The 21,128-nt window shown below is 70.6% G+C and carries 24 protein-coding genes; 15 read left to right on the top strand and 9 right to left on the bottom strand.

From position 1 onward, the window contains the following. The first annotated feature begins 36 nt into the window (after positions 1-36). Positions 37-1,056 (top strand): non-homologous end-joining DNA ligase, encoded by a 1,020-nt coding sequence (gene ligD / locus VPH61_RS14955; RefSeq protein WP_332064300.1) that lies wholly within the window; start codon positions 37-39, stop codon positions 1,054-1,056. A gap of 1 nt (position 1,057) precedes the next feature. On the opposite strand, the gene VPH61_RS14950 is transcribed toward ligD, so the two are convergent. Both VPH61_RS14950 and VPH61_RS14945 read right to left on the bottom strand, forming a co-directional pair. Next, positions 1,058-1,891 (bottom strand): isocitrate lyase/PEP mutase family protein, encoded by an 834-nt coding sequence (locus VPH61_RS14950; RefSeq protein ID WP_332064299.1) that lies wholly within the window; start codon positions 1,889-1,891, stop codon positions 1,058-1,060. Beyond that, positions 1,875-2,687, bottom strand: a complete 813-nt coding sequence (locus VPH61_RS14945; protein WP_332064298.1) for a hypothetical protein — start codon at positions 2,685-2,687, stop codon at positions 1,875-1,877. Before VPH61_RS14945 ends, VPH61_RS14950 begins: the two co-directional genes overlap by 17 nt. A gap of 64 nt (positions 2,688-2,751) precedes the next feature. Between VPH61_RS14945 and VPH61_RS14940 the strand changes: the two genes are divergently transcribed. Beyond that, the gene (locus VPH61_RS14940; protein WP_332064297.1) at positions 2,752-3,447 is read left to right on the top strand and encodes an ArsR/SmtB family transcription factor; all 696 of its coding nucleotides are present in this window, start codon (positions 2,752-2,754) and stop codon (positions 3,445-3,447) included. 9 nt (positions 3,448-3,456) lie between these two features. Here VPH61_RS14940 and VPH61_RS14935 read toward each other — a convergent pair whose 3' ends face one another. Next, a complete protein-coding gene (locus VPH61_RS14935) occupies positions 3,457-4,185 on the bottom strand; it encodes a GTP pyrophosphokinase (RefSeq protein WP_332064413.1) in 729 nt (242 codons plus the stop codon). A 161-nt stretch (positions 4,186-4,346) separates the two neighbouring features. Here VPH61_RS14935 and VPH61_RS14930 point away from each other — a divergent pair, with 161 nt between their 5' ends. Then, the gene (locus VPH61_RS14930) at positions 4,347-5,198 is read left to right on the top strand and encodes an MBL fold metallo-hydrolase (RefSeq protein ID WP_332064296.1); all 852 of its coding nucleotides are present in this window, start codon (positions 4,347-4,349) and stop codon (positions 5,196-5,198) included. Then, on the top strand, positions 5,195-6,343 hold the full coding sequence (locus VPH61_RS14925; protein ID WP_332064295.1) for an epoxide hydrolase family protein: 1,149 nt from the start codon (positions 5,195-5,197) through the stop codon (positions 6,341-6,343). Before VPH61_RS14930 ends, VPH61_RS14925 begins: the two co-directional genes overlap by 4 nt. Positions 6,344-6,381: 38 nt before the next feature. Here the strand turns inward: VPH61_RS14925 and pdxR are convergent, their stop codons facing one another. After that, positions 6,382-7,833: a MocR-like pyridoxine biosynthesis transcription factor PdxR gene (pdxR, locus tag VPH61_RS14920; RefSeq protein WP_332064294.1), complete on the bottom strand. Its 1,452-nt coding sequence runs from the start codon at positions 7,831-7,833 to the stop codon at positions 6,382-6,384. A gap of 46 nt (positions 7,834-7,879) precedes the next feature. Between pdxR and VPH61_RS14915 the strand changes: the two genes are divergently transcribed. Beyond that, positions 7,880-8,371, top strand: a complete 492-nt coding sequence (locus tag VPH61_RS14915; protein ID WP_332064293.1) for a carboxymuconolactone decarboxylase family protein — start codon at positions 7,880-7,882, stop codon at positions 8,369-8,371. Between the two features lie 62 nt (positions 8,372-8,433). Next, positions 8,434-8,898, top strand: a complete 465-nt coding sequence (locus tag VPH61_RS14910) for a VOC family protein (RefSeq protein ID WP_332064292.1) — start codon at positions 8,434-8,436, stop codon at positions 8,896-8,898. Positions 8,899-8,931: 33 nt separating this feature from the next. Here VPH61_RS14910 and VPH61_RS14905 read toward each other — a convergent pair whose 3' ends face one another. After that, on the bottom strand, positions 8,932-9,342 hold the full coding sequence (locus VPH61_RS14905; protein WP_332064291.1) for a YchJ family protein: 411 nt from the start codon (positions 9,340-9,342) through the stop codon (positions 8,932-8,934). Positions 9,343-9,486: 144 nt separating this feature from the next. On the opposite strand from VPH61_RS14905, the gene VPH61_RS14900 reads away from it, so the two are divergent. Continuing rightward, a complete protein-coding gene (locus tag VPH61_RS14900) occupies positions 9,487-10,317 on the top strand; it encodes a hypothetical protein (RefSeq protein WP_332064290.1) in 831 nt (276 codons plus the stop codon). Between the two features lie 68 nt (positions 10,318-10,385). Further along, positions 10,386-10,529, top strand: a complete 144-nt coding sequence (locus tag VPH61_RS14895) for a hypothetical protein (RefSeq protein WP_332064289.1) — start codon at positions 10,386-10,388, stop codon at positions 10,527-10,529. Between the two features lie 74 nt (positions 10,530-10,603). Here VPH61_RS14895 and VPH61_RS14890 read toward each other — a convergent pair whose 3' ends face one another. Together VPH61_RS14890 and VPH61_RS14885 are read right to left on the bottom strand one after the other, a co-directional pair. Then, a complete protein-coding gene (locus VPH61_RS14890; RefSeq protein ID WP_332064288.1) occupies positions 10,604-10,897 on the bottom strand; it encodes a GNAT family N-acetyltransferase in 294 nt (97 codons plus the stop codon). Positions 10,898-10,921: 24 nt separating this feature from the next. Continuing rightward, complete coding sequence (locus VPH61_RS14885; protein WP_332064287.1) at positions 10,922-11,293, bottom strand: RNA-binding S4 domain-containing protein; 372 nt, start codon at positions 11,291-11,293, stop codon at positions 10,922-10,924. A 55-nt stretch (positions 11,294-11,348) separates the two neighbouring features. On the opposite strand from VPH61_RS14885, the gene VPH61_RS14880 reads away from it, so the two are divergent. Further along, positions 11,349-11,798, top strand: a complete 450-nt coding sequence (locus VPH61_RS14880; protein ID WP_332064286.1) for an NUDIX hydrolase — start codon at positions 11,349-11,351, stop codon at positions 11,796-11,798. 24 nt (positions 11,799-11,822) lie between these two features. Here the strand turns inward: VPH61_RS14880 and VPH61_RS14875 are convergent, their stop codons facing one another. Continuing rightward, the gene (locus VPH61_RS14875; RefSeq protein WP_332064285.1) at positions 11,823-12,656 is read right to left on the bottom strand and encodes a DUF1295 domain-containing protein; all 834 of its coding nucleotides are present in this window, start codon (positions 12,654-12,656) and stop codon (positions 11,823-11,825) included. A 32-nt stretch (positions 12,657-12,688) separates the two neighbouring features. On the opposite strand from VPH61_RS14875, the gene VPH61_RS14870 reads away from it, so the two are divergent. From VPH61_RS14870 to VPH61_RS14855, 4 genes are all read left to right on the top strand, one after another. After that, complete coding sequence (locus VPH61_RS14870) at positions 12,689-13,312, top strand: CDP-alcohol phosphatidyltransferase family protein (RefSeq protein ID WP_332064284.1); 624 nt, start codon at positions 12,689-12,691, stop codon at positions 13,310-13,312. Position 13,313: 1 nt separating this feature from the next. Then, positions 13,314-13,832 (top strand): FHA domain-containing protein, encoded by a 519-nt coding sequence (locus VPH61_RS14865; RefSeq protein ID WP_442879110.1) that lies wholly within the window; start codon positions 13,314-13,316, stop codon positions 13,830-13,832. After that, a complete protein-coding gene (gene ftsR / locus VPH61_RS14860) occupies positions 13,832-14,524 on the top strand; it encodes a transcriptional regulator FtsR (protein ID WP_332064283.1) in 693 nt (230 codons plus the stop codon). Before VPH61_RS14865 ends, ftsR begins: the two co-directional genes overlap by 1 nt. A 112-nt stretch (positions 14,525-14,636) precedes the next feature. Further along, complete coding sequence (locus VPH61_RS14855) at positions 14,637-15,191, top strand: MerR family transcriptional regulator (RefSeq protein WP_074259273.1); 555 nt, start codon at positions 14,637-14,639, stop codon at positions 15,189-15,191. A 152-nt stretch (positions 15,192-15,343) separates the two neighbouring features. On the opposite strand, the gene VPH61_RS14850 is transcribed toward VPH61_RS14855, so the two are convergent. Next, the gene (locus tag VPH61_RS14850; RefSeq protein WP_332064282.1) at positions 15,344-16,177 is read right to left on the bottom strand and encodes a ParA family protein; all 834 of its coding nucleotides are present in this window, start codon (positions 16,175-16,177) and stop codon (positions 15,344-15,346) included. A 75-nt stretch (positions 16,178-16,252) separates the two neighbouring features. Here VPH61_RS14850 and VPH61_RS14845 point away from each other — a divergent pair, with 75 nt between their 5' ends. Continuing rightward, positions 16,253-19,657, top strand: coding sequence for a pyruvate carboxylase (locus tag VPH61_RS14845; protein WP_332064281.1), 3,405 nt, complete (start codon positions 16,253-16,255; stop codon positions 19,655-19,657). A gap of 72 nt (positions 19,658-19,729) precedes the next feature. Further along, positions 19,730-21,121, top strand: coding sequence for a MinD/ParA family ATP-binding protein (locus tag VPH61_RS14840; protein WP_332064280.1), 1,392 nt, complete (start codon positions 19,730-19,732; stop codon positions 21,119-21,121). Positions 21,122-21,128: the final 7 nt, after the last annotated feature.

Raw genomic sequence — 21,128 nt, 5'->3', positions numbered from 1 at the left:
GGGCTCGGAGACGGCGAGGGGAGTAGCGTCTCGTTCATGGCTGATGCCGTCACTCTCACCGTCCCCGGTCCGCACGGCGATCGCGACGTGCGGATCTCGAGTCCGTCGCGCGTGATCTGGCCCGAGGCCGGCGTCACCAAGCTCGAGCTCGCCGAGTACTTCATCGCCGTGGGCGTGCCGTTCGTCGAGGCGAACGGCGATCGCCCCGTGTCGCTGCAGCGGTTCCCAGGAGGCGTCGACGGCGAGCAGTTCTTCTCCAAGAATCCGCCGAAGGGTGCACCCGACTGGGTGAGATCGGTGCCGGTCACCTACCCCAGCGGACGCACGCACCCGCAGCTCGTCATCGACGAACCCGCCGGGGCCGTCTGGGCGGCGCAGATGAACACGATCGTCTTCCACCCGTGGGCGTCTCGAGCCGGTGACCCCGACAATCCCGACCAGTTGCGCATCGACCTCGACCCGCAGCCCGGCACGGGGTTCGCCGAGGCGGTACCCGTCGCGGTCGAGCTCCGGAAGCTGCTCGGCGAGGTCGGGCTGACCGCGTTCGTGAAGAGCTCGGGCAGCCGCGGCATCCACGTCTTCGCTCCCATCGAGCCCGAGCACGAGTTCCTCGACGTGCGCCACGCCGTCATCGCGCTCGGCCGCGAACTCGAACGCCGCATGCCCGACCGGGTCACCACCAACTGGTGGAAGGAGGAGCGGGGCGACCGCATCTTCATCGACTACAACCAGGCGAACCGCGACCGCACGATGGCGGGCGCGTACTGCCCGCGGCCGCTGCCGAGCGCCTCCGTGTCGTGCCCGCTCGAGTGGGACGAACTCGATTCGACCGACCCGGCCGATCACACGGTGCGCACGGTGCCCGCACGACTGGAGCGGTCCGGCGATCCGTGGCACGGCATGCACGATGCGCCGGGGCGCATCGACACCCTTCTGGAGTGGTGGCAGCGCGACCTCGACGACGGTCTCGGCGAACTGCCCTTCCCTCCCGATTTCCCGAAGATGCCGGGCGAGCCCATGCGCGTGCAGCCGAGCCGGGCCAAGCAACAGCCCTGACTCAGGGGGTGGCGAGGGGCAGTGCGGCGACCTCGGCATACGACGGCACCGCGGGCCGCGCACCGACCGGCGGGCTCGTCGTGTCGCGGCCGGCGAGGAGAGCCTCGACGGCGGCAGTCGCGGAGCCGAGCGCGATGCGGAACAGCAGCGAGCCCGTGCTCACGCGGGCGACCCCGAGTTCGGCGAGTCGCGCGAGCGGCAGCTCGGGCTGCACGAGCACGTTGAGCGGCGCCTCGATCGCGCTCACGAGCGCGGAGATCGTCTTCGGGTCCAGCACGCCGGGCACGAAGACACCGGATGCCCCCGCCGCAAGATAGCGCCCGGCCCGGGTCACCGCCTCGTCGAAGCGGTCGGCGGGCTCGTCTTCGTCGAGGCGGCCGTCACCGGCGAGCCAGTATCCGTCGGTGCGCGCGTTCACGTAGAGCGCCGGTGCCGCGGCGGCGATGGCGGCGACCTTCGCTGCCGCGAGCTCGACGTCGGCGAGCTCGCCGTCTGCAGTGGAGTCCTCGATGTTCACCCCGACGCATCCGATCGCCGCGAGTTCGGCGGCGAATCGGCCGACCTCGTCGGGATCGTCGGAGAAGCCGGCCTCGAGGTCGACGCTGAGGGCGATGCCGTGCCGCGCAGCCTCGACCGTGAGCGCGAACGACTCGGCGGCGATCCCACCGGCGCCGTCGGGCTTGCCGGCGCCCACGGCGACGCCGAGGCTCGTGGTGCCGATCGCGCGGTGGCCGCGTGCGGCGAACCATCGTGCGGAAGCGAGATCCCAGGCATTCGGCAGCAGCATCGGAGCCCCCGGCCGGTGGAGCGAACGGAATTCAGCGGGGGTCAGCATCGCGGGAGCTCTCCTCGTCTCGTGGCCGGCCGGTTCGCAGGGTGTCGACGATCGCGGCGGCGATCGCGAGCGCGTGGTGGGGCGCCGGACAGGCTCGCGCGCCCGCGCCGAACGCGAGGATCCGAGCCGGGCGGTCGGCGGTCGCCTCCCGGTCGGGGCCGTCGAGGCGCAGCACGACCGGTGCACCGCCTCCCGGCACCAACCGCCGCGTCGCCGGCACGGGCGAGTCGTCGCGGAGCACGGACTCGAGCAGCGACCGAGTCGACACCATGGCGTCACTCGACCCGGCCAGGGCGACGGCTCGTTCGACGAGGGCCACGGTCGCCGCGTGCGCCTGCACGAGCAGCTGCACGCGCAGCACGCGCTCGTCGGCGTCGAGGGCAGCGGATGCCTCGAGCAGCGCCGTCACCGCGGCATCCGCTTCATCGGGGTCGGCCGCTTCGCCGAAGGGGTAGGCGGCCGCGACGACCTCGACGAGCGCTGGGAGGGCGTCGGGTCGGGCGAAGCCGAGTGCGTGCGCGAGCACGGCGACCGGAAGGTCGCGGATGGGCGTTGCGGCGCGGGTACGCGCGGCGGCGTCGGCGGCGAGAGCCGCGTGGTCGAGCCCGTCGAGCAGTGCGTCGAGCCTCGTCCGCCTGACGTCGTGCTCGGCCCCGTTCACGAAGCGCGAGACGCCGGCGCGGAAGGATGCCAGCGGCGACGGAACGGGGGCCGCCGCGATGGCGGCGGGGGGCACGCGCGATGCGGGATCCGAGAGGATCCGCTCGACCTCGGCCCGCTCGGTGATCTCGATCATGGCTCGACGCTACGTCGGGAACGCTTCGATGACCGGCGAAGTGTCATCGACGTATCGTGGGGGCATGCACGGAGACGCCGATCTCGCAGAACCCGCCCGGCTCATGGGCGAGCCCGCCCGCGCCGCGATGCTCGTGGCACTGCTCGACGGCAGGTCGCTGCCGGCGAGCGAACTCGCCGGGGTGGCCGGTGTGAGCGCCTCGACGGCGAGCACGCACCTCGCGCAACTGCTCGCCGGCCGGCTGGTGACCGATCGGCGACTCGGCCGGCATCGGTACTTCACGCTCGCGAGCGCCGAGGTGGCGAACGCCGTCGAGGCGCTGCAGCTGATCGCGCCGCGCCGCGAGGTCTCCTCGTACTCGCAGTCGGCCACCGCGGAGCGACTCGCGCTCGCGCGCTCGTGCTACGACCACCTCGCGGGCCGGCTCGCCCTCGACCTCGCCGATGCGCTCGTGCGCGACGGTGCGATCGCGCCGCTCGTCGCGGGGGAGCCCGGGCGGGTGCTCGACCCGGCGACCCCGCTTGCACGGCGGTTCGGCATCACCGGAGGAGTCGGCGCGGCTGGCGGCTCCACGCGGCGGCCCTTGCTGCGCGGATGCCTCGACTGGACCGAGCGCCGCCCGCACATCGCCGGGCGGCTCGGCGCCCATGTGCTCGAGCACGTGATCACCGAGGGGTGGATCGAGCGGCGCCGGGGCGACCGCTCGCTGCGGGTGACCGAGGCCGGGTCGCGGAAGTTCGCCGAACTCGCTCGCGACTGAAGCTGGCCCTCAGACCTTGGTGCCCGGCCGCCCAGCAACGGGGTGCACGTCGGCGCCGATGGGCGGTCGCGGTGCCCCGTGCACCTCGCGATGCAGGCGCTCCATGCGCGTGTCGAGCTCGGCGGCGGTGTGCGCGGCGTCCGTCAGGCCGTCGAGCAGTTCCTGCGGCACCTGGCGGTCGTACTTGTAGTAGATCTTGTGCTCGAGGCTCGCCCAGAAGTCCATCGCGATCGTGCGGATCTGCACCTCGACGGCGACCGGGTGCGCGCCGGTCGAGAGGAACACCGGCACCTCGACGATGACGTGCAGGCTCTGGTAGCCGTTGGACTTCGGCTCGGCGATGTAGTCCTTGACCCGCAGCACCCGGATGTCGCGCTGCGCGGTGAGCAGTTCGAAGATGCGGTACGCGTCGGAGACGAAGCTGCACGTCACCCGCACGCCGGCGATGTCGGTGACCGTCTCCCTGATCGTGTCGAACGTCGGGTCGATTCCCTTGCGCTGCATCTTCTCGATGACGCTCTCGAGGCTCTTCAGCCGGCTCGAGATGTGCTCGATGGGGTTGTAGTCGTGCGTCTGGTTGAACTCCTCGCGGAGGATCGAGAGCTTCGTGATCACCTCGTCCATGCCGAACTTGTAGCGCAGCATGAAGCGCTCGGTCTCGTCGCGGAGGGCGCGCATCTCGTCGAGCGTCTGCCCGTCGATCGTCTCGAGCGTGCGTTGGGCGCGCGCCGTGAGCATGGGCGGCGTGCCGTGCCGGGTGGGCGGGGTACCGTCGAGCGGAGTCACGGATGCCACGCTACGACGTGATCCTCTGCATTTGCTTTGATCTGCGCCTGAATCGCGCTGCGTTCGCCGCAGGCGCAGCGTCCCAGCGTCGGACGCGTCGCTACGCTCGAGGCATGACTCGATGGCTCACCGTGGCGCCCGGCATCCACCAGCGCCGGTACGACCCGTTCGACATCTCGATCGTCGTGATCGAGGGCTCCGACGGCCTGTTGCTCGTCGACACGCGAGTGCAACCGAGCGAGGCGCGTGAGCTCGCCGATGACCTCGCGTCACGGTTCGACCGCCCGGTGCGCTGGGTCGTGAACACCCATGCGCACTTCGACCACACGTTCGGCAACCAGGTCTTCGGGCCGGGCACGGCGACGGATGCCGCGATCTACGGCCATGCGAACATCGCCGCCCACTTCGCGGAGTTCGAGGGACCGCGTCTCGCCGCCTGGCGCACCGACCCCGCGCGCGAGCCCGAGCGGCAGTGGACGGACGTGGAGCTGACACCCCCGACGCATCCGCTCGTCGAATCACTCTCGCTGAACCTCGGCGACCGCCTCGTGGAGCTGCGACCGCAGCCGCCCGCGCACACCGACACCGATCTCGTGCTCTTCGTGCCCGACGAGCGGGTCTGGATCCTCGGCGACCTCATCGAGGAGTCGGGGCCGGTGATGTACGGCTCGGGCAGTTACCCGCTCGGCTGGCCGGGCGTGCTCGTCGACCTCGCCGCCGCCATGCGGCCAGATGACCCCGTGGTGCCGGGGCACGGCCGCGTCGTCGATCGCGCGTTCGTGGAGCGGCAGGCGGCCGAACTCGGAGTCATCGCCGACCGCTTCCGTGCAGCGCACGCAGCGGGGCTGACGCCGGCCGAGGCGCTCGCTGCTCATGTCGACTGGTCGATGCCGGTCGAAGGTCTCGCCGGTGCCGTCGAGCGGGCGTATCTCGCACTCGACGATGCACGGGAGACTGGGGCATGACCTTCGACGGGGACCCCTTCACCATCCACCTCTCCGATGCCGAGCTCGAGGACCTCCGCGAACGACTGCGTCGCAGCCGATTCGTCGAGGCGAGCAGCAGTCGGCCCTGGGCCGCCGGAGTCGATCCCGGCTATCTCGGGAGCCTCGTCTCCGAGTGGGCGGAGGCCTTCGACTGGCGTGCGATCGAGACGAACCTGAACGAGCTCGACCACCGGCGGGCCCTGGTGCAGGGCGCCGGGGTCCACTTCGTGCGCACGAGTGTCGGTGCGCCCGACGGTGAGGCAGTGCCGCTCCTCCTCATGCACGGCTGGCCGTCGAGCTTCCTCGAGATGCTGCCGCTCGCCGAGGCGCTCCGGGCGGCGGGCGAGGCCCGCGGCATCCGATTCGATCTCGTGATCCCGTCCATGCCGGGCTTCCTCTTCTCGGAGCTGCCCGACGGCGCCCTGACCCGGGAACGCATGGCCGACGTGATGACCGAGCTCATGCAGCAGCTCTTCGGCGATCTGCGGTTCGGGGTCTACGGCGGCGACATCGGCGGCACCGTTGCCGCTTGGATCGCCGCGAAGCATCCCGATCGCGTGCTCGGCCTGTACATGATCCACCCGCCGTTCCCCGCGGACTTCACGGAACCGCTGACACCCGCCGAGCGCGCGCTGCTCGAGGCCGAAGCCGAGTTCGACGAGGGCGACGGCGGCTACAGCGCCATCATGGGCACTCGGCCCGACACGATCGGGGCGGCGCTCGTCGATTCGCCGGCCGGATTGCTCGCATGGATCGTCGACAAGCTGCGTGACTGGAGCGACGCCGGCGGCGACCTCGAGCGCCGGTTCGATCGCGAGACGCTCCTCACCCTCGCGACCCTCTACTGGTCGACCGGCTCGATCGGCACTTCGTTCCGCCAGTACTTCGACTTCCCGGCGAACGGGCCGCGACCGATGATCACGGTGCCCGCCGGATTCACGCTGAGCGCCGAGGCGATCATCCGGGACATGCCGAGGAGCATCGCCGAGCGCGCCTGCAGCGATGTCAGGGTCTGGCATCCCGCGACATCCGGCGGCCATTTCATGGCGCACGAGGAGCCCGAACTGCTCGCCGGTCACCTCGCGGCGTTCTTCGACGAGCACGGTCGCCCGCGCGACCGCTGACGGAGCGGCCTGGCGCGGGCACTCGGACGACGATCGGCTCAGGATCGATCGGTCGCGGTCGAGGTTCCGAGTTCCGCGCGGATCGCGGCGATCGCCCGGTCGAGGGCCGCTGCGAAGCGATGCGGCGCCGGTGCTCCGTAGCCGGCGACCATTGCCGGCGGTCGCCGCGCACGCGGCGCCCTCCCAATCGACGCGTCGAGCCGGAAGGATCCGAGGCCGTCGAACCGCACCCCGAGCTGAGCGGCGGCGCCCGTGACGGCGCGCTCGTCGACGCCGGCCGGCAACTCGATGAGGCAGTGCAGGCCGGCCCGCATGCCGCTGACCCGGCATCCGGGGAGCGCATCGGCGACGCGTTCCTCGAGGAGCAGCCGGCGTGAGCGATACTCGGCGCGGCGACGGCGCACGGTGCGGTCGTACTCGTGCGCCGTCATGAAGGCGTCGAGCGTCGACTGATTCAGCGCGTCGGCGATGCCGTTCACCGCGGCGACCTGCTCGGCGAACCCCGTGGCCAGGCGCTCGGGCACCACGGCCCAGCCGAGGCCGACAGCAGGTGCGAGGCTCTTGGACGCCGTGCCGAGGTAGACGACGAGGTCGGGGGCGAGCGATTGCAGCGCGCCGATCGCACGACGGTCGTAGCGGAACTCGCCGTCGTAGTCGTCTTCGATGACGAGAGCGCCGGAGCGTTCCGCCCATGCGACGACCTCGAGGCGCCGCGAGGGCGAGAGCGCGACTCCGGTCGGGAACTGGTGCGCCGGCGTCAGGAGGACGGCATCGACCGCGAGGCCGGCCAGCTCGCTGATGACGGCGCCGTCCTCGTCGACGGCGAGTGCCACGACGTCGAGTCCCGCGGCGCGGAGGATGCCGCGATGCGCCTCGTGGCCGTACTCCTCGACGGCGATGCGTCGAGCACCCTGTGACACGAGCGCACGCGCGACCGTCGCAAGGGCTGCGCCGAAACCCCGGGTCACGGCGATGCCCGCACCGTTCGCCCACACGCCGCGGGTGCGACCGAGGTATTCGGCGAGCGTGGCGCGCAGGGCGGGGGAGCCGAACCGGGGCCCGTAGCCGAACGCGGAGGCGGGCAGGTCGAGGGCCGCGCGCCGCGCGGCCGTCGCCCATTCCCGGCGAGGGAACGACGAGGCATCCGGAATGCCGCCGCGCAGGTCGAGACCGGGCCGCGTGAGCAGGGCGGCCGGCTCGGTGCCGGATGTCGCAGCCGCGCCGCCCACGCGCTCGGCGACCCAGGTACCGGCGCCGACACGGGCCTCGAGCCAGCCTTCGGCCACGAGCCGGCCGTAGACATCGGCGACGACGTTGCGCGCGATGCCGAGGTCGGCGGCGAGGGTGCGACTCGCGGGCAATCGGGTGCCCGCCTCGAGGCGGCGGCCGCGCACGGCGTCGCGGAGCGTCTCCTCGAGCGACGCCGCCTTGCGGTGCCGGTCGAGGTCGAGGTGCAGGTCGAGGCCCGGAATGGCCCGCGAATCTCTCATGGAAATGGACTGTAGCAGTGGGCCGATCGCCGCCTAGCGTTGCACCATGACCATCACCGATGCACTCGTCGACATCCCCGTCCGCCTCGACTTCGACGCGATCGTTCCCCGCTTCTCCCGCGCGGTCGCCTCGCTCGATCACGCCGCCACCGCCGAACTCGACCGGGTCGACTTCGACCCGCAGCTCCGCGAGCTGGTGCGGCTCCGCGCCTCGCAGGTCAACGGATGCGTCTACTGCGTCGACCTGCACTCGAAGGATGCGCGCACCGCCGGAGTCTCGGAGCAGAAGCTGCGCGCCGTCGCGGTCTGGCGCGACTCCGGGCTGTTCACCGCGGCGGAACGAGCCGCCCTCCACCTCACCGAATCGATCACCCGACTCTCTGAGACCCACGTGCCCGAGGAGGACGTCACCGCCGCGACCGCGATCTTCGGCGAGGAGCGCACGGCTGCACTCATCTCGCTCATCATCGTCATCAACGTGTGGGACGCCATCGGCGTGACGACGCGGTGCTGGCCCGTCGCCCGCGACGCGGCCTGACCCGGCGCGACCAGACCCGGTGTGACCCGTTCTGGCGGGACCCGATCTGCGAGGATGCAGGCATGACGGATGCCGCGCAGCCACCGGTCCTGCAACTCCGAGTCGTGATCGAGGCGGAGGACTACGAACAAGCCGTTGCGTTCTACCGCGACGCGCTCGGCATGCCCGAGCTCATGGCCTACGCCGAGGGCGGTGACGACCGGGTGACGATCCTCGAGGCAGGCCGGGCGACGCTCGAGATCGCGAACCCGACGCACAAGCGCGTGATCGACGAGCTCGAGGCCGGCGGCCGCCCCAGCCAGCGCATCCGGCTCGCCTTCGAGGTGACGGATGGCGCGGGCACCACCCGCCGGCTCGCCGGCGCCGGCGCGTCCGTCGTCGCGGAACCCGTCGAGACGCCGTGGCGCTCCCTCAACTCGCGGCTCGATGCGCCCGCGGGGCTCCAGATCACCGTCTTCGAAGAGCTCGAGGGTTCTGAGGAGCGCGCCCTGCGCGACGGATTCGGCACGGAGGCCGATCGCGGCTGAAGCTGGTCTCGGCCGGCCGCGGGCTCGTCGCGCTCAGGTGTCGCCGTCGACGTAGAACCACCGGCCGCCCTCGCGGAGGAATCGGCTTCGCTCGTGCAGTACCCCGCGCTCACCATCGGAACGATACGTGGCGCGGAACTCGACCTCGCCGTCGCGATCGAACGGACCGCCGCGCTCGGTCGCCACGATCTCGAGCGCGAGCCAGCTCGTCTCGTCGTCGAGGTCGAGATCGATCGGTCGCGTCTCGGGGTGCCAGGTCGCGCTGAGGTACTCGGCGTCGCCGACCGCGAAGGCGGTGTAGCGCGAGCGCATCAGCTGCACGGCGGTCGGCGCCGCGGCGGTGCGTGCGAGGAGTGGGCCGCAGCACTGCCCGAACGCGTCTCCGCTGCGGCAGGGGCAGCGAGCCTCGCTGGTCGGGCGAGCCGGGGGAGTGTCGCTGGGCATCCTCCCAGTATCGCGGCCCTGGGGCGCCATCCTCATGGTCTGCACAGGAAGAAGTGAGGAACCCTTCAGAAACACCGGGCAGAGTGTCTGACTTCTGCCCTCGCTCGGGGGCGTCCCCCACCTCAGCCGAGCACCCCAGAACCTATGCGCAACGACATCACCACGCCCGAAACCGAAACCGCCCCCGAATCACGCCCTCGCCGCAGCATCCGAAAGCGCCGTATCGGGCGCAAGCGGCTCATCGCAGCCGGCGCCGTCGTGGCCGCCGGCCTCATCGTCGGCACCGGGTTCACCGTGCAGTCGGCGATCAGCACGCAGGCGAGCATCGCCGAGACGACCGCGCTCACCGAGTCGACGGGCCTCCGTTCCGAGCAGCTCGGCGCCTACAGCGCGATCGCCGAGGCACGCACGCGCCACAGTGCACAGGACACTCTCACGGTCGCGAGCGCCACGCTCGCCGCCGTCGACGGCAAGATCGACTCCAGCGGGCTCGCGGCATCCGTCGCCTCGCTCGGTGAGTACGAGCGCCTCCCGATCGACTCGATCGTGGACCTGACGAAGCAGACCCGGGCCGAGACGGAGCGCGCCGCTGCCGCCGCCGCCGAGTTCGACCGCGTGCAGGCCGAGCAGGCCGCCGCCGCTGCAGCGGCCCTCGCCCAGGCGAACACGCCAGAAGGGGCGAAGGCGACGGCCCGATCGCTCGCATCGTCGAAGTACGGCTGGAACGATTCGCAGTTCCAGTGCCTGAGCCAGCTGTGGCAGAAGGAGTCGGGCTGGTCGTACACCGCCTACAATGCGTCGAGCGGTGCCACCGGCATCCCTCAGTCGCTGCCCGGCAGCAAGATGGCCTCCGCCGGCTCCGACTGGCAGACCAACGCGGCGACCCAGATCAGTTGGGGCCTCGACTACATCGCGCGCGGCTACGGCACGCCGTGCAGCGCGTGGTCGCACTCGCAGTCGATGAACTGGTACTGACCCGAGAGGATCTCGCGTAGGGTTGCGGCACGGGGCCGCCCAGGCCTCCGATCAAAGGGCGTCACTCAATGTCAGACAAGTCGCCGAAGAAGTCGTCGTCCAAGACGGCTGCCAGCAAGACCCTCAAAGAGAAGCGCGCCGACAAGAAGGCCAAGGTCGAGAACCGGTCGAACAGCGACGCGGTGACCGAGGCCACGCACCGCAAGCGCTGACCTGCAGCGGCGCCTGAGCTGAGCGACGGAATCTCCGTCGCCGGCCGGGCGTCGCGGTGGTCTGCTGCCGCTGTTCAGACGGTGCGCGGGTCGAGGAGTCCCGCCCGATCGGGGTGCCGATCGAACCACTCGCCCACGTACCAGCAGCTCGGCACGATGCGCCTGGTCGAGTTCGCCTCGACATCGTCGACCGCGAACGCGACCAGTTCGCCGGCCAGTCCGCTGCCGCGATACGGCGGATTCGTGAACGTGCGGGTGAATGCGACGGAGTCGCCGAGCTCCCGGTAGTCGAGCACGCTCGCGATGTCTCCGTCGACTCGCAGCACGTATCGGCGGGCGTCGGGTTCGTGGGTGAGATCGGTGTGCACCCGATCAGGCTACGCCGCAGTCGGTCAGCGACCGCGCAGGCGCTCGAGGTCGCGGCGTTCTCGCTTCGTCGGGCGCCCGGCGCCGCGGTCGCGCGTCGCGACGATCGCAACGGTCTCGCGCGGCGGCGGGGGAGGTGTGCGGTCGTCGACCGCCGTGGCCGCGATCGCCGCCGACACCCGCTTGACGAGCGTCTGACGCACGACGAGCATGCGATCGAACCCGTCGACGCGCACGCGCACCTCGTCGCCGGGTCGCACCGACTGGGCCGCCTTCGCCCGTTCGCCGTTCACCCGCACGTGCCCGGCCCGGCATGCCGACGTGGCGGCGGATCGCGTCTTGAACTGCCGCACCGCCCAGAGCCAGGCGTCGACGCGCACAGGGGACTCGCCGTTCATGCCAACAGCCTACGGCCGTGACGTCGCGGCGAGGTTCGTACGTCATGCTGGAGTCATGAGCGGAGCGAGCGGCGACGAATGGGTCGTGGGCCCCGATGGTGCGAAGTACTGGGGCCGGTACGGCGCGGCCGGCCTCCTGGTCGTCAGTCCCAGGCGGGAGGTCCTGCTGCAGCATCGTGCGCTCTGGAGCCACTTCGGCGGCACGTGGGGCATGCCGGGCGGAGCGCGGCACGAGCACGAGAGCGCTGAGGAGGCCGCGATCCGCGAAGCCGGCGAGGAGGCCGGCGTGCCGCCCGCGCTGCTCGCCGTGCGGTTCAGCACGGTGCTCGACCTCGGGTACTGGTCGTACACGACGGTCGTCGCCGATGCCGCCGAGCGCTTCGCGCCCGTCGTCAGCGATCCCGAGAGCATCGAGCTCCGCTGGATCGCGATCGATCGGGTGACCGAGGTGCCGCTGCATCCGCGATTCGCCGAAGCCTGGACAGTGCTCGAGGCGCGTCTCTGAGACGGCGCTCGGGCGCCCGCTTCGTCAGACGCCGCGCTCGTCGACCAGCGCCGGCGATCGCCGCGGGAACCACGGCACGATCGGCGAGGTGCGGGCCCGGTAGTCGTCGTACTCGGGGTACTTCCCACGGGTGATCGACTCGGTGAAGATCGTCGAGCCGATGAAGAGTGTCGTGAGCAGCACCGCTCCCGCGACCGACCAGTGCAGCCAGGCGCCGGTTGCGGCGACGGCGAAGCCGTAGAAGACCCACCACTGGGCCTGCTCGAAGAAGAAGTTGGGGTGGCGGGAGAAGCGGAACAGCCCCGACTGCAGGAATCCCGGCTGCGGGGTGCGGCCGGCGGCCCGCTCGGCGGTCTTCCACCGGTGGAACACCCACTGCTGCTGGTCGGCCGCGGTCTCGCCCGCGAGGAGGCCGAGGAAGACGCCCGCGAGCACCACGTCGGCCGCGCCGAGCGGCACGCCGTCGCCGGCGTCGAACACCGTCGCCGCCGGGAGGCAGAACAGCAGGATGACCGCGTTCTGGTAGATCGAGATGAACAGCAGGTTGAACGCGGCGAACCCGGCACGCGACATCCGCCCTCGCAGCACCGCCCAGCGGTAGTCCTCACCGCCCGGCCGGTACCCGCCCTTCCGCGCGAAATTGAAGGTCAAGCGGATGCCCCATGCGGTGACCAGCACCGCCATGAGCACGAGTCGCCCGTCGTACTCCGACGCGACGGCGAAGACCCACACGTAGACGATCGGCGCGATCGACAAGATTCGGTCGACCCACGAATACTCCTGGGTCGCGATCGACGCGACCCAGGTCGCGAGCGTGATCGAGGCGCAGATGACGAGACACACGACGAGCGGACCCATGTCGGCATTCTACGGATCGATAGGATCGGAACGTGGCTGGGGAACGCTCGGGGGAGGTCGGTTCGGAGATCTGGACGATCCCGAACATCCTCAGCATGCTCCGGCTGGCACTCGTTCCGGTCTTCCTCGTCTTCATCGTGCGCGGCGACTACATGGTCTCGCTCGTCGTGCTCGTCGTCGCAAGCCTCAGCGACCTGCTCGACGGCTATCTCGCGCGCCGGCTCGGGCAGGTGACCCGACTCGGGCAACTGCTCGACCCCGCCGCCGACCGGCTGTACATCTTCGCCGCGCTCGTCGGCCTGGCCGCACAGGATCTCGTGCCCTGGTGGATCGTCATCGTCATCGTTGCCCGCGACGTCTTCCTTCTCGTGCTCGGCGTCGTGCTCGCGAACCACGGATTCGGGCCGCTGCCCGTGCATCAACTCGGCAAGGTGGCGACCTTCGCGCTGTTCTTCGGCCTGCCGGTGATCATGCTCGGCCTCGCCTTCCCCGCCGTCGCCGTCGTCAGTCAGCCGATCGGCTGGGCGATCACCCTGTGGGGTGCGTTCCTGTACTGGTGGGCGGGCATCATCTACGCGATCGAAACCGCTCGCGTCATCCGCATCCCGCGGGTGGCGGACGAGCCGCGATCGGATACGCTGGAACAGGGAGGTTAGTGTGGCGGATAGCGACAACACTCAGGCCGGTGGTGCTGAGACCGGGAGCGAGCCGTCGACGACCACGTCGACGCACGCTGCGGTCGGCGGCGCGACCGACACGACCATCGGCTTCAGCCGTGAGGCGGCCGCGCAGCTCAGCGCGCTCGACGCCGACGTCACGGCCGAAGAGCAGGAGGCGATCGCTGCGCTGCCTTCGGGTTCCGCGCTGCTCATCGTGCGACGCGGCCCGAACAGCGGCGCCCGGTTCCTCCTCGACACCGATGTGACCGTCGTGGGTCGTCATCCCGATGCCGACATCTTCCTCGACGACGTGACCGTCTCCCGCAAGCACGCGGAGTTCGTCCGGCACCGTTCGGCGTTCGAGGTCCGCGATCTCAGTTCGCTGAACGGCACCTACTTCGACGGAGTCCGCATCGAGACGGCGCTGCTGAGCGACGGCGCAGAGGTGCAGATCGGCAAGTTCCGGCTGACGTTCTACGCCTCGCGGCGCGACCTGGCTCCGGTGGCGAGCGACTAGTGGCAACTCCCGCTGCGTCCACGCGCGCGAGCGGTCAGGCGCCATTGCTGGGCATCGGTCAGGTGCTGGCACGGCTTCAGCCCGAGTTCCCCGATCTGACCCCGTCGAAGCTGCGGTTCCTCGAAGAACAGCGCCTCGTCGCTCCCGCGCGCACCGCGGCCGGCTACCGCAAGTTCTCGGCGGCCGACGTCGAGCGCATCACGGTCGTGCTCTCGATGCAACGCGATCACTACCTGCCACTGAAGGTGATCCGAACCCACCTCGAGGCGATCGATGCGGGCGAGACGCCTGCGCTGCCGGGCGCCACGAGCGCTGCGTCCTTCCTCGCCGGCGCGCGCCGGTTCCGGCGCGACGAACTCATCGCCGAGGCGGGGGCCACGGCGGCGCTGCTCGGCGATGCCGTTTCCGCGTCGCTCCTTCCCGCCGCCGAGTACTACGGCGACGAGGCGCTCGGGGTGCTCCGCTCGCTCGTGGCGCTCAGGGCCGTCGGCATCGAACCCCGCCACCTCCGCGGCGTGCGTGCGGCCGCTGAGCGCGAAGCGGCGCTCGTCGAGCGCGCGATCGCGCCGTCGCGCCGAGCGGATGCCGCCGACAAGGCCCGTGCGCTCGAGCGCGGTCTCGAGCTCGCCGGCCATCTCGAGGCCGTGCACGCCAGTGTCGTCCGGGCCTCGCTCGGCCGACTTGCACGATGATCTCGCGACACGCCGTGACGTTCGGCCGGATGTGTTCGACAGAGCCTGCCGCCCTCGGTAGCGTGGAACTCGCGCCGACGGGGTGCCGACGCGAGAGTGAGGGGCGGATCCGATGAGTGAGCTCGACCGGACTCCACGCTCGCGGTACGACCTCGGGTTGCTGTTCACCGACGGCATGCCTGAGCACGACGATGCGACGGGCTATCGCGGCGCGGTCGCGGCCCGTGCCGCCGGCATCAGCTACCGTCAGCTCGACTACTGGGCGCGCACGCAACTCGTCGAGCCCACGGTGCGCAGCGCCGCGGGCTCGGGTTCGCAGCGGCTCTACGGCTTCCGCGACATCCTCGTGCTGAAGCTCGTCAAGCGATTGCTCGACACCGGCATCTCATTGCAGCAGATCCGCACAGCGGTGACCCAGTTGCGCGAGGCCGGCATCGACGACCTCGCTCAGACGACGCTCATGAGCGACGGCGCGAGCGTGTATCTCTGCACGTCCGACGACGAGGTCATCGACCTCGTCAACCGCGGCCAGGGCGTGTTCGGCATCGCCGTGGGCAAGGTGCTCCGTGAAGTCGAGTCCACGCTGGTCGAGATCGGCACGCAGCCGGCCGATCCGATGGACGAACTCGCCGCGCGCCGCGGCGTGCGCTCGCGCAAGATCTCCTGAGACCCGTTCACGCCGACGCATCTGTCATACGTCGACACATTCGTCGGTCATAGTACGACGTCCTCGTCGGTCACTCACGACGGCTCCGTCGCACGATCGACGGCACCGTCTGACGACGACGCTCGCCGTCTGACGACGACGCTCGCGCAGACTCAGACGGTCGGGCTCGGCGCCTCGAGCGGCAGGCCGGCGAACTCGCCGATGCGAGCCGTGCGCAGCACGCGCTCCAGCAGCTGGTCGAAGTTCGACGACATCTCTTCGGCGCTCTCGCCGGGCCACATGTGCAGCGGCTTCGCCGCGCCCTGCGCCTGCTGCAGGGAGGTGCGCTCGGGCAGCTGGGGGGAGAGCACGAGCGGACCGAACATGTCACGCAGCTCCTTGATTCGGAACTGGTGCTCGAGCGACTGCACGCGCGCGCGGTTCACGATGATGCCGAGCGGCTGGAGTCTCGGCGAGAGGCCTCGGCGGATCTCCTCGATCGCCCGGAGGGCGCGGTCGGCGGCGGCGACGGAGAAGAGGCCGGGCTCGGTCACGACGGCGACGCGGTCGCTCGCGGCCCACGCCGTGCGAGTCAGTGCGTTCAGCGACGGAGCGCAGTCGATCAGCACGAGCTCGTAGTCGGCCTCGACGTTGGCGAGCGCCTCTTCGAGCTTCCAGATGTCGCGGATCGACGGATGCGGCCCGTCGAAGTTGATCGCCGACGGGCTGCCGATCATGACGTCGATCGTCGACTGCGGGTTCGAGCGGGCCCAGCCGCTCGGCGCGATCGCCGAGCGCACGATCTTCTCCTTGGGGGAGGCGAGCACATCGGCGACGTTGAGGTGGCCGGCCACCTGGATGTCCATCCCGGTCGACACATCCGACTGCGGGTCGAGATCGACCACGAGGGTGCGGACGCCGCGCGCGAAGGCCGCCGACGCCAGCCCGAGGGTGACGGTGGTCTTGCCGACACCGCCCTTGAGGGAACTGACGCTGAGTACGTGCACGAACAGATACGCTACCTCTATTGCTTGGGCGAAACCTAAACGTTCGCTGTGGGGAATCCAGTCTGAAAGGTCTGCATGTTCACGAAGATCCTGGTTGCCAATCGCGGCGAGATCGCCATTCGGGCGTTCCGTGCCGCCGTCGAGCTCGGTGCGAAGACCGTCGCGGTGTATCCGTTCGAAGACCGCAACTCCCTGCACCGGTTGAAGGCCGACGAGGCGTACCAGATCGGTGAGCCGGGTCACCCCGTGCGGGCCTACCTCGACGTCGCCGAGATCATCCGCGTCGCGCAGCTCTCGGGCGCCGACGCGATCTACCCCGGCTACGGCTTCCTCTCCGAGAACCCCGAGCTCGCGCAGGCGGCTGAGGCCGCGGGCATCACCTTCATCGGCCCGCCCAAGCGCGTGCTCGAGATGGCGGGCAACAAGGTCACGGCCAAGGAACACGCGATCGCCGCGGGCGTGCCGGTGCTGAAGTCGACCCCGCCGTCGCGCGACATCGAAGAGCTCGTCGCCCAGGCCGACGAGGTCGGATTCCCGATCTTCGCGAAGGCGGTCGCCGGCGGCGGCGGTCGCGGCATGCGCCGCGTGGCCACGAAGGACGACCTCCGGGCGGCGCTCGAAGAGGCCATGCGCGAGGCCGACAGCGCCTTCGGCGACCCGACGATGTTCCTCGAGCAGGCAGTGCTCCGTCCTCGTCACATCGAGGTCCAGGTGCTCGCGGATGCCTCGGGTGAGACCGTGCACCTCTTCGAGCGCGACTGCTCGGTGCAGCGCAGGCACCAGAAGGTCATCGAGATCGCTCCGGCCCCGAACCTCTCCGACGAGGTGCGCCAGTCGCTCTACCGCGACGCGATCGCGTTCGCGAAGTCGATCGGGTACGTCAACGCCGGCACCGTCGAGTTCCTGCTCGACACCGCGGGCGAGCGGGCCGGTGAGCACGTGTTCATCGAGATGAACCCGCGCATCCAGGTCGAGCACACGGTCACCGAAGAGGTCACCGACGTCGACCTCGTCGTCTCCCAGATCCGCATCGCGGCGGGGGAGTCGCTCGCCGAGCTCGGCCTGCAGCAGGACTCGATCCGGCTCCGCGGCGCCGCGCTCCAGTGCCGCATCACGACTGAAGACCCGACCGCCGGGTTCCGCCCCGACACGGGCAAGATCACGACCTACCGCTCGCCCGGCGGCGCCGGCATCCGCCTCGACGGCGGCACGATCAACCCGGGCGCCCAGATCAGCCCGCACTTCGACTCGATGCTCGCCAAGCTGACCTGCCGCGGCCGCGACTACCCGGCCGCCGTCGCGCGTGCCAAGCGCGCCCTCGCCGAGTTCCGCATCCGCGGCGTCTCGACGAACATCCCCTTCCTGCAGGCCGTGCTCGAAGACCCAGCGTTCGTCGCCGGCGACCTCAGCACCTCGTTCATCGACGAGCGCCCGCAGCTGCTTCGCGGTCGCGTGTCGAAGGACCGCGGCACCAAGATCCTCAACTGGCTCGCGGATGTCACGGTGAACCAGCCGAACGGAGCGGCGCCGACGACGGTCAGCCCCGCCGAGAAGCTGCCCGTGATCGACCTCTCGGCTCCGGCACCCGCGGGTTCGCGCCAGCGCCTGCTCGAGCTCGGCCCGGCGGGGTTCGCGAAGGCCCTGCGTGAGCAGACGCCCCTCGCGGTCACCGAGACCACGTTCCGCGACGCGCACCAGTCGCTGCTCGCGACCCGCGTGCGAACGCGCGACCTCGTGGCCGTGGCGCCCTACGTCGCGCGCATGACGCCCGAACTCCTCTCGGTCGAGGCCTGGGGCGGTGCGACGTACGACGTCGCCCTCCGCTTCCTCGGCGAAGACCCGTGGGAGCGGCTTGCGGCCCTTCGCGAGGCCTTGCCGAACATCAACATCCAGATGCTGCTGCGCGGCCGCAACACGGTCGGCTACACGCCGTACCCGACCGAGGTCACCGACGCGTTCGTGCGCGAGGCCGCTGCGACGGGTGTCGACATCTTCCGCATCTTCGATGCACTGAACGACGTCTCGCAGATGCGTCCGGCGATCGACTCGGTGCTCTCGACGGGCCACGCGGTCGCCGAGGTTGCGCTCTGTTACACGGGTGATCTGCTCGATCCCGCCGAAGATCTCTACACCCTCGACTACTACCTCGGGCTCGCCGACCAGATCGTCGGCGCGGGCGCGCACGTGCTCGCGATCAAGGACATGGCCGGGCTCCTTCGCCCGGCAGCCGCGGAGAAGCTCGTCGGCGCCCTGCGCGAGCGCTTCGACGTTCCCGTGCACCTGCACACCCACGACACGGCCGGTGGCCAGTTGGCGACGCTCCTCGCCGCGAGCCGGGCGGGAGTCGACGCGGTCGACGTCGCGAGCGCACCGATGGCGGGCACCACGAGTCAGCCTTCCGCATCGTCGCTCGTCGCGGCGCTCGCCCACACCGAGCGCGACACGGGCATCTCGCTCGATGCGGTCTCCGACCTCGAGCCCTACTGGGAGGCCGTGCGCCGACTGTACCGTCCGTTCGAGTCGGGCCTGCCCGGCCCCACGGGTCGCGTCTACCACCACGAGATCCCCGGTGGTCAGCTCTCGAACCTCCGCCAGCAGGCCATCGCCCTGGGCCTCGCCGACGACTTCGAGCTCATCGAGGACATGTACGCCGCGGCCGACCGCATCCTCGGCCGGGTGCCGAAGGTCACGCCCTCATCGAAGGTCGTCGGCGACCTCGCCCTGCACCTCGCTGCGGTCAAGGCCGACCCCGACGACTTCGCGGCGAACCCCGAGAAGTACGATGTGCCCGACTCGGTGATCGGCTTCATGGCCGGCGAGCTCGGCGACCTGCCCGGCGGATGGCCCGAGCCGTTCCGCACGAAGGTCCTCGCCGGCAAAGACGTCCGCATCGGCGTGACCGAGCTCACGACCGACCAGCGCGAGGCCCTCGAGGCCGACAGCACGACCCGTCGGGCGATGCTGAACGCGCTCCTCTTCCCGGCACCGACCCGCCAGTACGAGCAGATCCGCGAACTGTTCGGCGACCTGTCGGTCGTCGACACCGCCGACTACCTGTACGGGCTCCGCCAGGGCGCGGAGCACGTCGTCGAGATCGCGACCGGGGTGAAGCTCTACGCGGGCCTCGAGGCGATCGGCGAGGCCGACGACAAGGGCATGCGCACCGTCATGACCATCCTGAACGGGCAGCTCCGCCCGGTCTTCGTGCGCGATCGCTCGATCGTCGTCGAGACCCGCGCCGCAGAGAAGGCGGATGCCTCGCAGCCCGGGCAGATCGCCGCTCCGTTCTCGGGCGTCGTGACCCTGCAGGTCGAGGCCGGCGCCGAGATCGCGGCCGGCCAGAGCGTCGCCTCGATCGAGGCGATGAAGATGGAGGCCGCCATCACCTCGCCGATCGCGGGCGTGGTCGAACGTGTTGCGATCCCCAAGACGCAGCAGGTCGAAGCGGGCGACCTCCTCGTGGTGGTGCGCCCTCGCTAGGCGGCGCGCCCTCGCACTGCGGTCGCCCGCGCTAGGCTGGGGAGCGGTTGGCACTGATGAGGAGGGGTATCGGTGACTGAAGAGAATCTCAACGACGGCACTGCGTCGCGTCGATCGTCCGGTGCGGGTACGTCCGCACTCGACCGAGCCCGCAGGTCGGCGGTGTCCGGCGCGCACTCGGCCGGCGATACCGGAGAGAACCCGAGCGTTCGGGTCGACCTGCCCCCCGCGCCGGTGCACGAGATGCCCGACGACGAGGTGGCCGTGGCCATCGACGACGTCGCGGTCAACCCCGGCAGCCTGGTCGGCGGCGGTGCGAGCACCACCTCGGTCGAGGTCATCACCCCGGCCCTGGCCGGCAGCGGCTATCGCGGAGCGTCGCGTCGCGAACCGTCGCCCTACAGCGCCCTGCTCGCCGCCGACGCCACGAAGACCCGGCGCGAGCGCGTGAGCACCGACACCGGCAGCCACGTCGCGATCGTCGACGTGCCGGGCGAACCCGCCGTGCCGGCCGAGGTGCCCGAGACCGCCGATTCGCTCACCGCCGATCGGCTCATCGACCTCAACCGCACGACGAGGCCGGCGCCGCAGGGCGGTTTCAACCGACTCGTCTACGAGGCCTCCCTGCACCTCGTGAACCTCGGCGATTCGCCGAAGGTGCAGGCCTACAAAGCCATGAGCCAGCGCATCCAGCGACGGTTCGAGGGCGGCGCGAGATTCGTGCCGGTGCTCACGCGCAAGGGCGGCGTCGGCAAGACCACGATCACCGCGCTCCTCGGCATGGCGCTCGCCAACGCTCGTGACGACCGCATCATCGCGATCGATGCGAACCCCGACCGCGGCACGCTCGCCGAACGCGTCGACCGGCAGACCCGTGAGACGGTACGCGATGTCGTGGCGAAGGCCTCGTCGATCGGCGGCTACACCGACTTCTCGCGCTTCGTCTCCCGCGACGAGACTCGTCTCGACATCCTCGCGTCCGACACCGACCCGACGCTCTCCGAGGCGTTCGACGACAACGACTACAACGTCGTCGCCGGACTCGCGGCACGCTACTACTCGATCGTGCTCACCGACTGCGGCACGGGCATCGTGCACTCCGTCATGCGGGCCACGCTGCAGCGGGCCGACTCCGTCGTCATCGTCTCCGGCGGCAGCGTCGACGAGGCACGGCTCGCCTCCGAGACCCTCACGTGGCTCGAGGCCAACGGCTACGGCGAGCTCGTGCGCAACGCGGTCGTCGCCATCAACCTCGCCACGCAGGGCACGCACCTCGTCAAGGTCGACGAGATCGAGGCGCACTTCCAATCGAGGGTGCGCGACATCGTCCGCATTCCGTACGACCCCCAGCTCGCTGCAGGTTCCGTCGTGAACTGGCACGAGCTGCGACCCGTCACCCAGCACGCGGCTCGAGAGCTCGCGGCGCTCGTGGTGGAAGGCATGCCCGCCGAGCGCGAGCACTGAAACGGAG

Source organism: Agromyces sp. CCNWLW203 (assembly GCF_036576125.1).
In the GTDB taxonomy this organism is placed as follows: Bacteria; Actinomycetota; Actinomycetes; order Actinomycetales; family Microbacteriaceae; genus Agromyces.
Note: the sequence above shows the minus strand (reverse complement) of the source record. Positions and strands in the feature narration are given on the sequence as shown.

Bases quoted from the DNA above. Each gene is read 5' to 3' on its own strand.
- VPH61_RS14875 (WP_332064285.1), bottom strand. From the start codon at position 12,656: ATGGGTCCGCTCGTCGTGTGTCTCGTCATCTGCGCCTCGATCACGCTC.
- VPH61_RS14915 (WP_332064293.1), top strand. From the start codon at position 7,880: ATGACCATCACCGATGCACTCGTCGACATCCCCGTCCGCCTCGACTTC.
- VPH61_RS14950 (WP_332064299.1), bottom strand. From the start codon at position 1,891: ATGCTGACCCCCGCTGAATTCCGTTCGCTCCACCGGCCGGGGGCTCCG.
- VPH61_RS14935 (WP_332064413.1), bottom strand. From the start codon at position 4,185: ATGCTCACGGCGCGCGCCCAACGCACGCTCGAGACGATCGACGGGCAG.
- VPH61_RS14940 (WP_332064297.1), top strand. From the start codon at position 2,752: ATGCACGGAGACGCCGATCTCGCAGAACCCGCCCGGCTCATGGGCGAG.
- VPH61_RS14855 (WP_074259273.1), top strand. From the start codon at position 14,637: ATGAGTGAGCTCGACCGGACTCCACGCTCGCGGTACGACCTCGGGTTG.
- VPH61_RS14945 (WP_332064298.1), bottom strand. From the start codon at position 2,687: ATGATCGAGATCACCGAGCGGGCCGAGGTCGAGCGGATCCTCTCGGAT.
- VPH61_RS14880 (WP_332064286.1), top strand. From the start codon at position 11,349: ATGAGCGGAGCGAGCGGCGACGAATGGGTCGTGGGCCCCGATGGTGCG.
- VPH61_RS14905 (WP_332064291.1), bottom strand. From the start codon at position 9,342: ATGCCCAGCGACACTCCCCCGGCTCGCCCGACCAGCGAGGCTCGCTGC.
- VPH61_RS14895 (WP_332064289.1), top strand. From the start codon at position 10,386: ATGTCAGACAAGTCGCCGAAGAAGTCGTCGTCCAAGACGGCTGCCAGC.
- VPH61_RS14845 (WP_332064281.1), top strand. From the start codon at position 16,253: ATGTTCACGAAGATCCTGGTTGCCAATCGCGGCGAGATCGCCATTCGG.
- pdxR (WP_332064294.1), bottom strand. From the start codon at position 7,833: ATGAGAGATTCGCGGGCCATTCCGGGCCTCGACCTGCACCTCGACCTC.
- VPH61_RS14930 (WP_332064296.1), top strand. From the start codon at position 4,347: ATGACTCGATGGCTCACCGTGGCGCCCGGCATCCACCAGCGCCGGTAC.
- VPH61_RS14885 (WP_332064287.1), bottom strand. From the start codon at position 11,293: ATGAACGGCGAGTCCCCTGTGCGCGTCGACGCCTGGCTCTGGGCGGTG.
- ligD (WP_332064300.1), top strand. From the start codon at position 37: ATGGCTGATGCCGTCACTCTCACCGTCCCCGGTCCGCACGGCGATCGC.
- VPH61_RS14910 (WP_332064292.1), top strand. From the start codon at position 8,434: ATGACGGATGCCGCGCAGCCACCGGTCCTGCAACTCCGAGTCGTGATC.
- VPH61_RS14925 (WP_332064295.1), top strand. From the start codon at position 5,195: ATGACCTTCGACGGGGACCCCTTCACCATCCACCTCTCCGATGCCGAG.
- VPH61_RS14900 (WP_332064290.1), top strand. From the start codon at position 9,487: ATGCGCAACGACATCACCACGCCCGAAACCGAAACCGCCCCCGAATCA.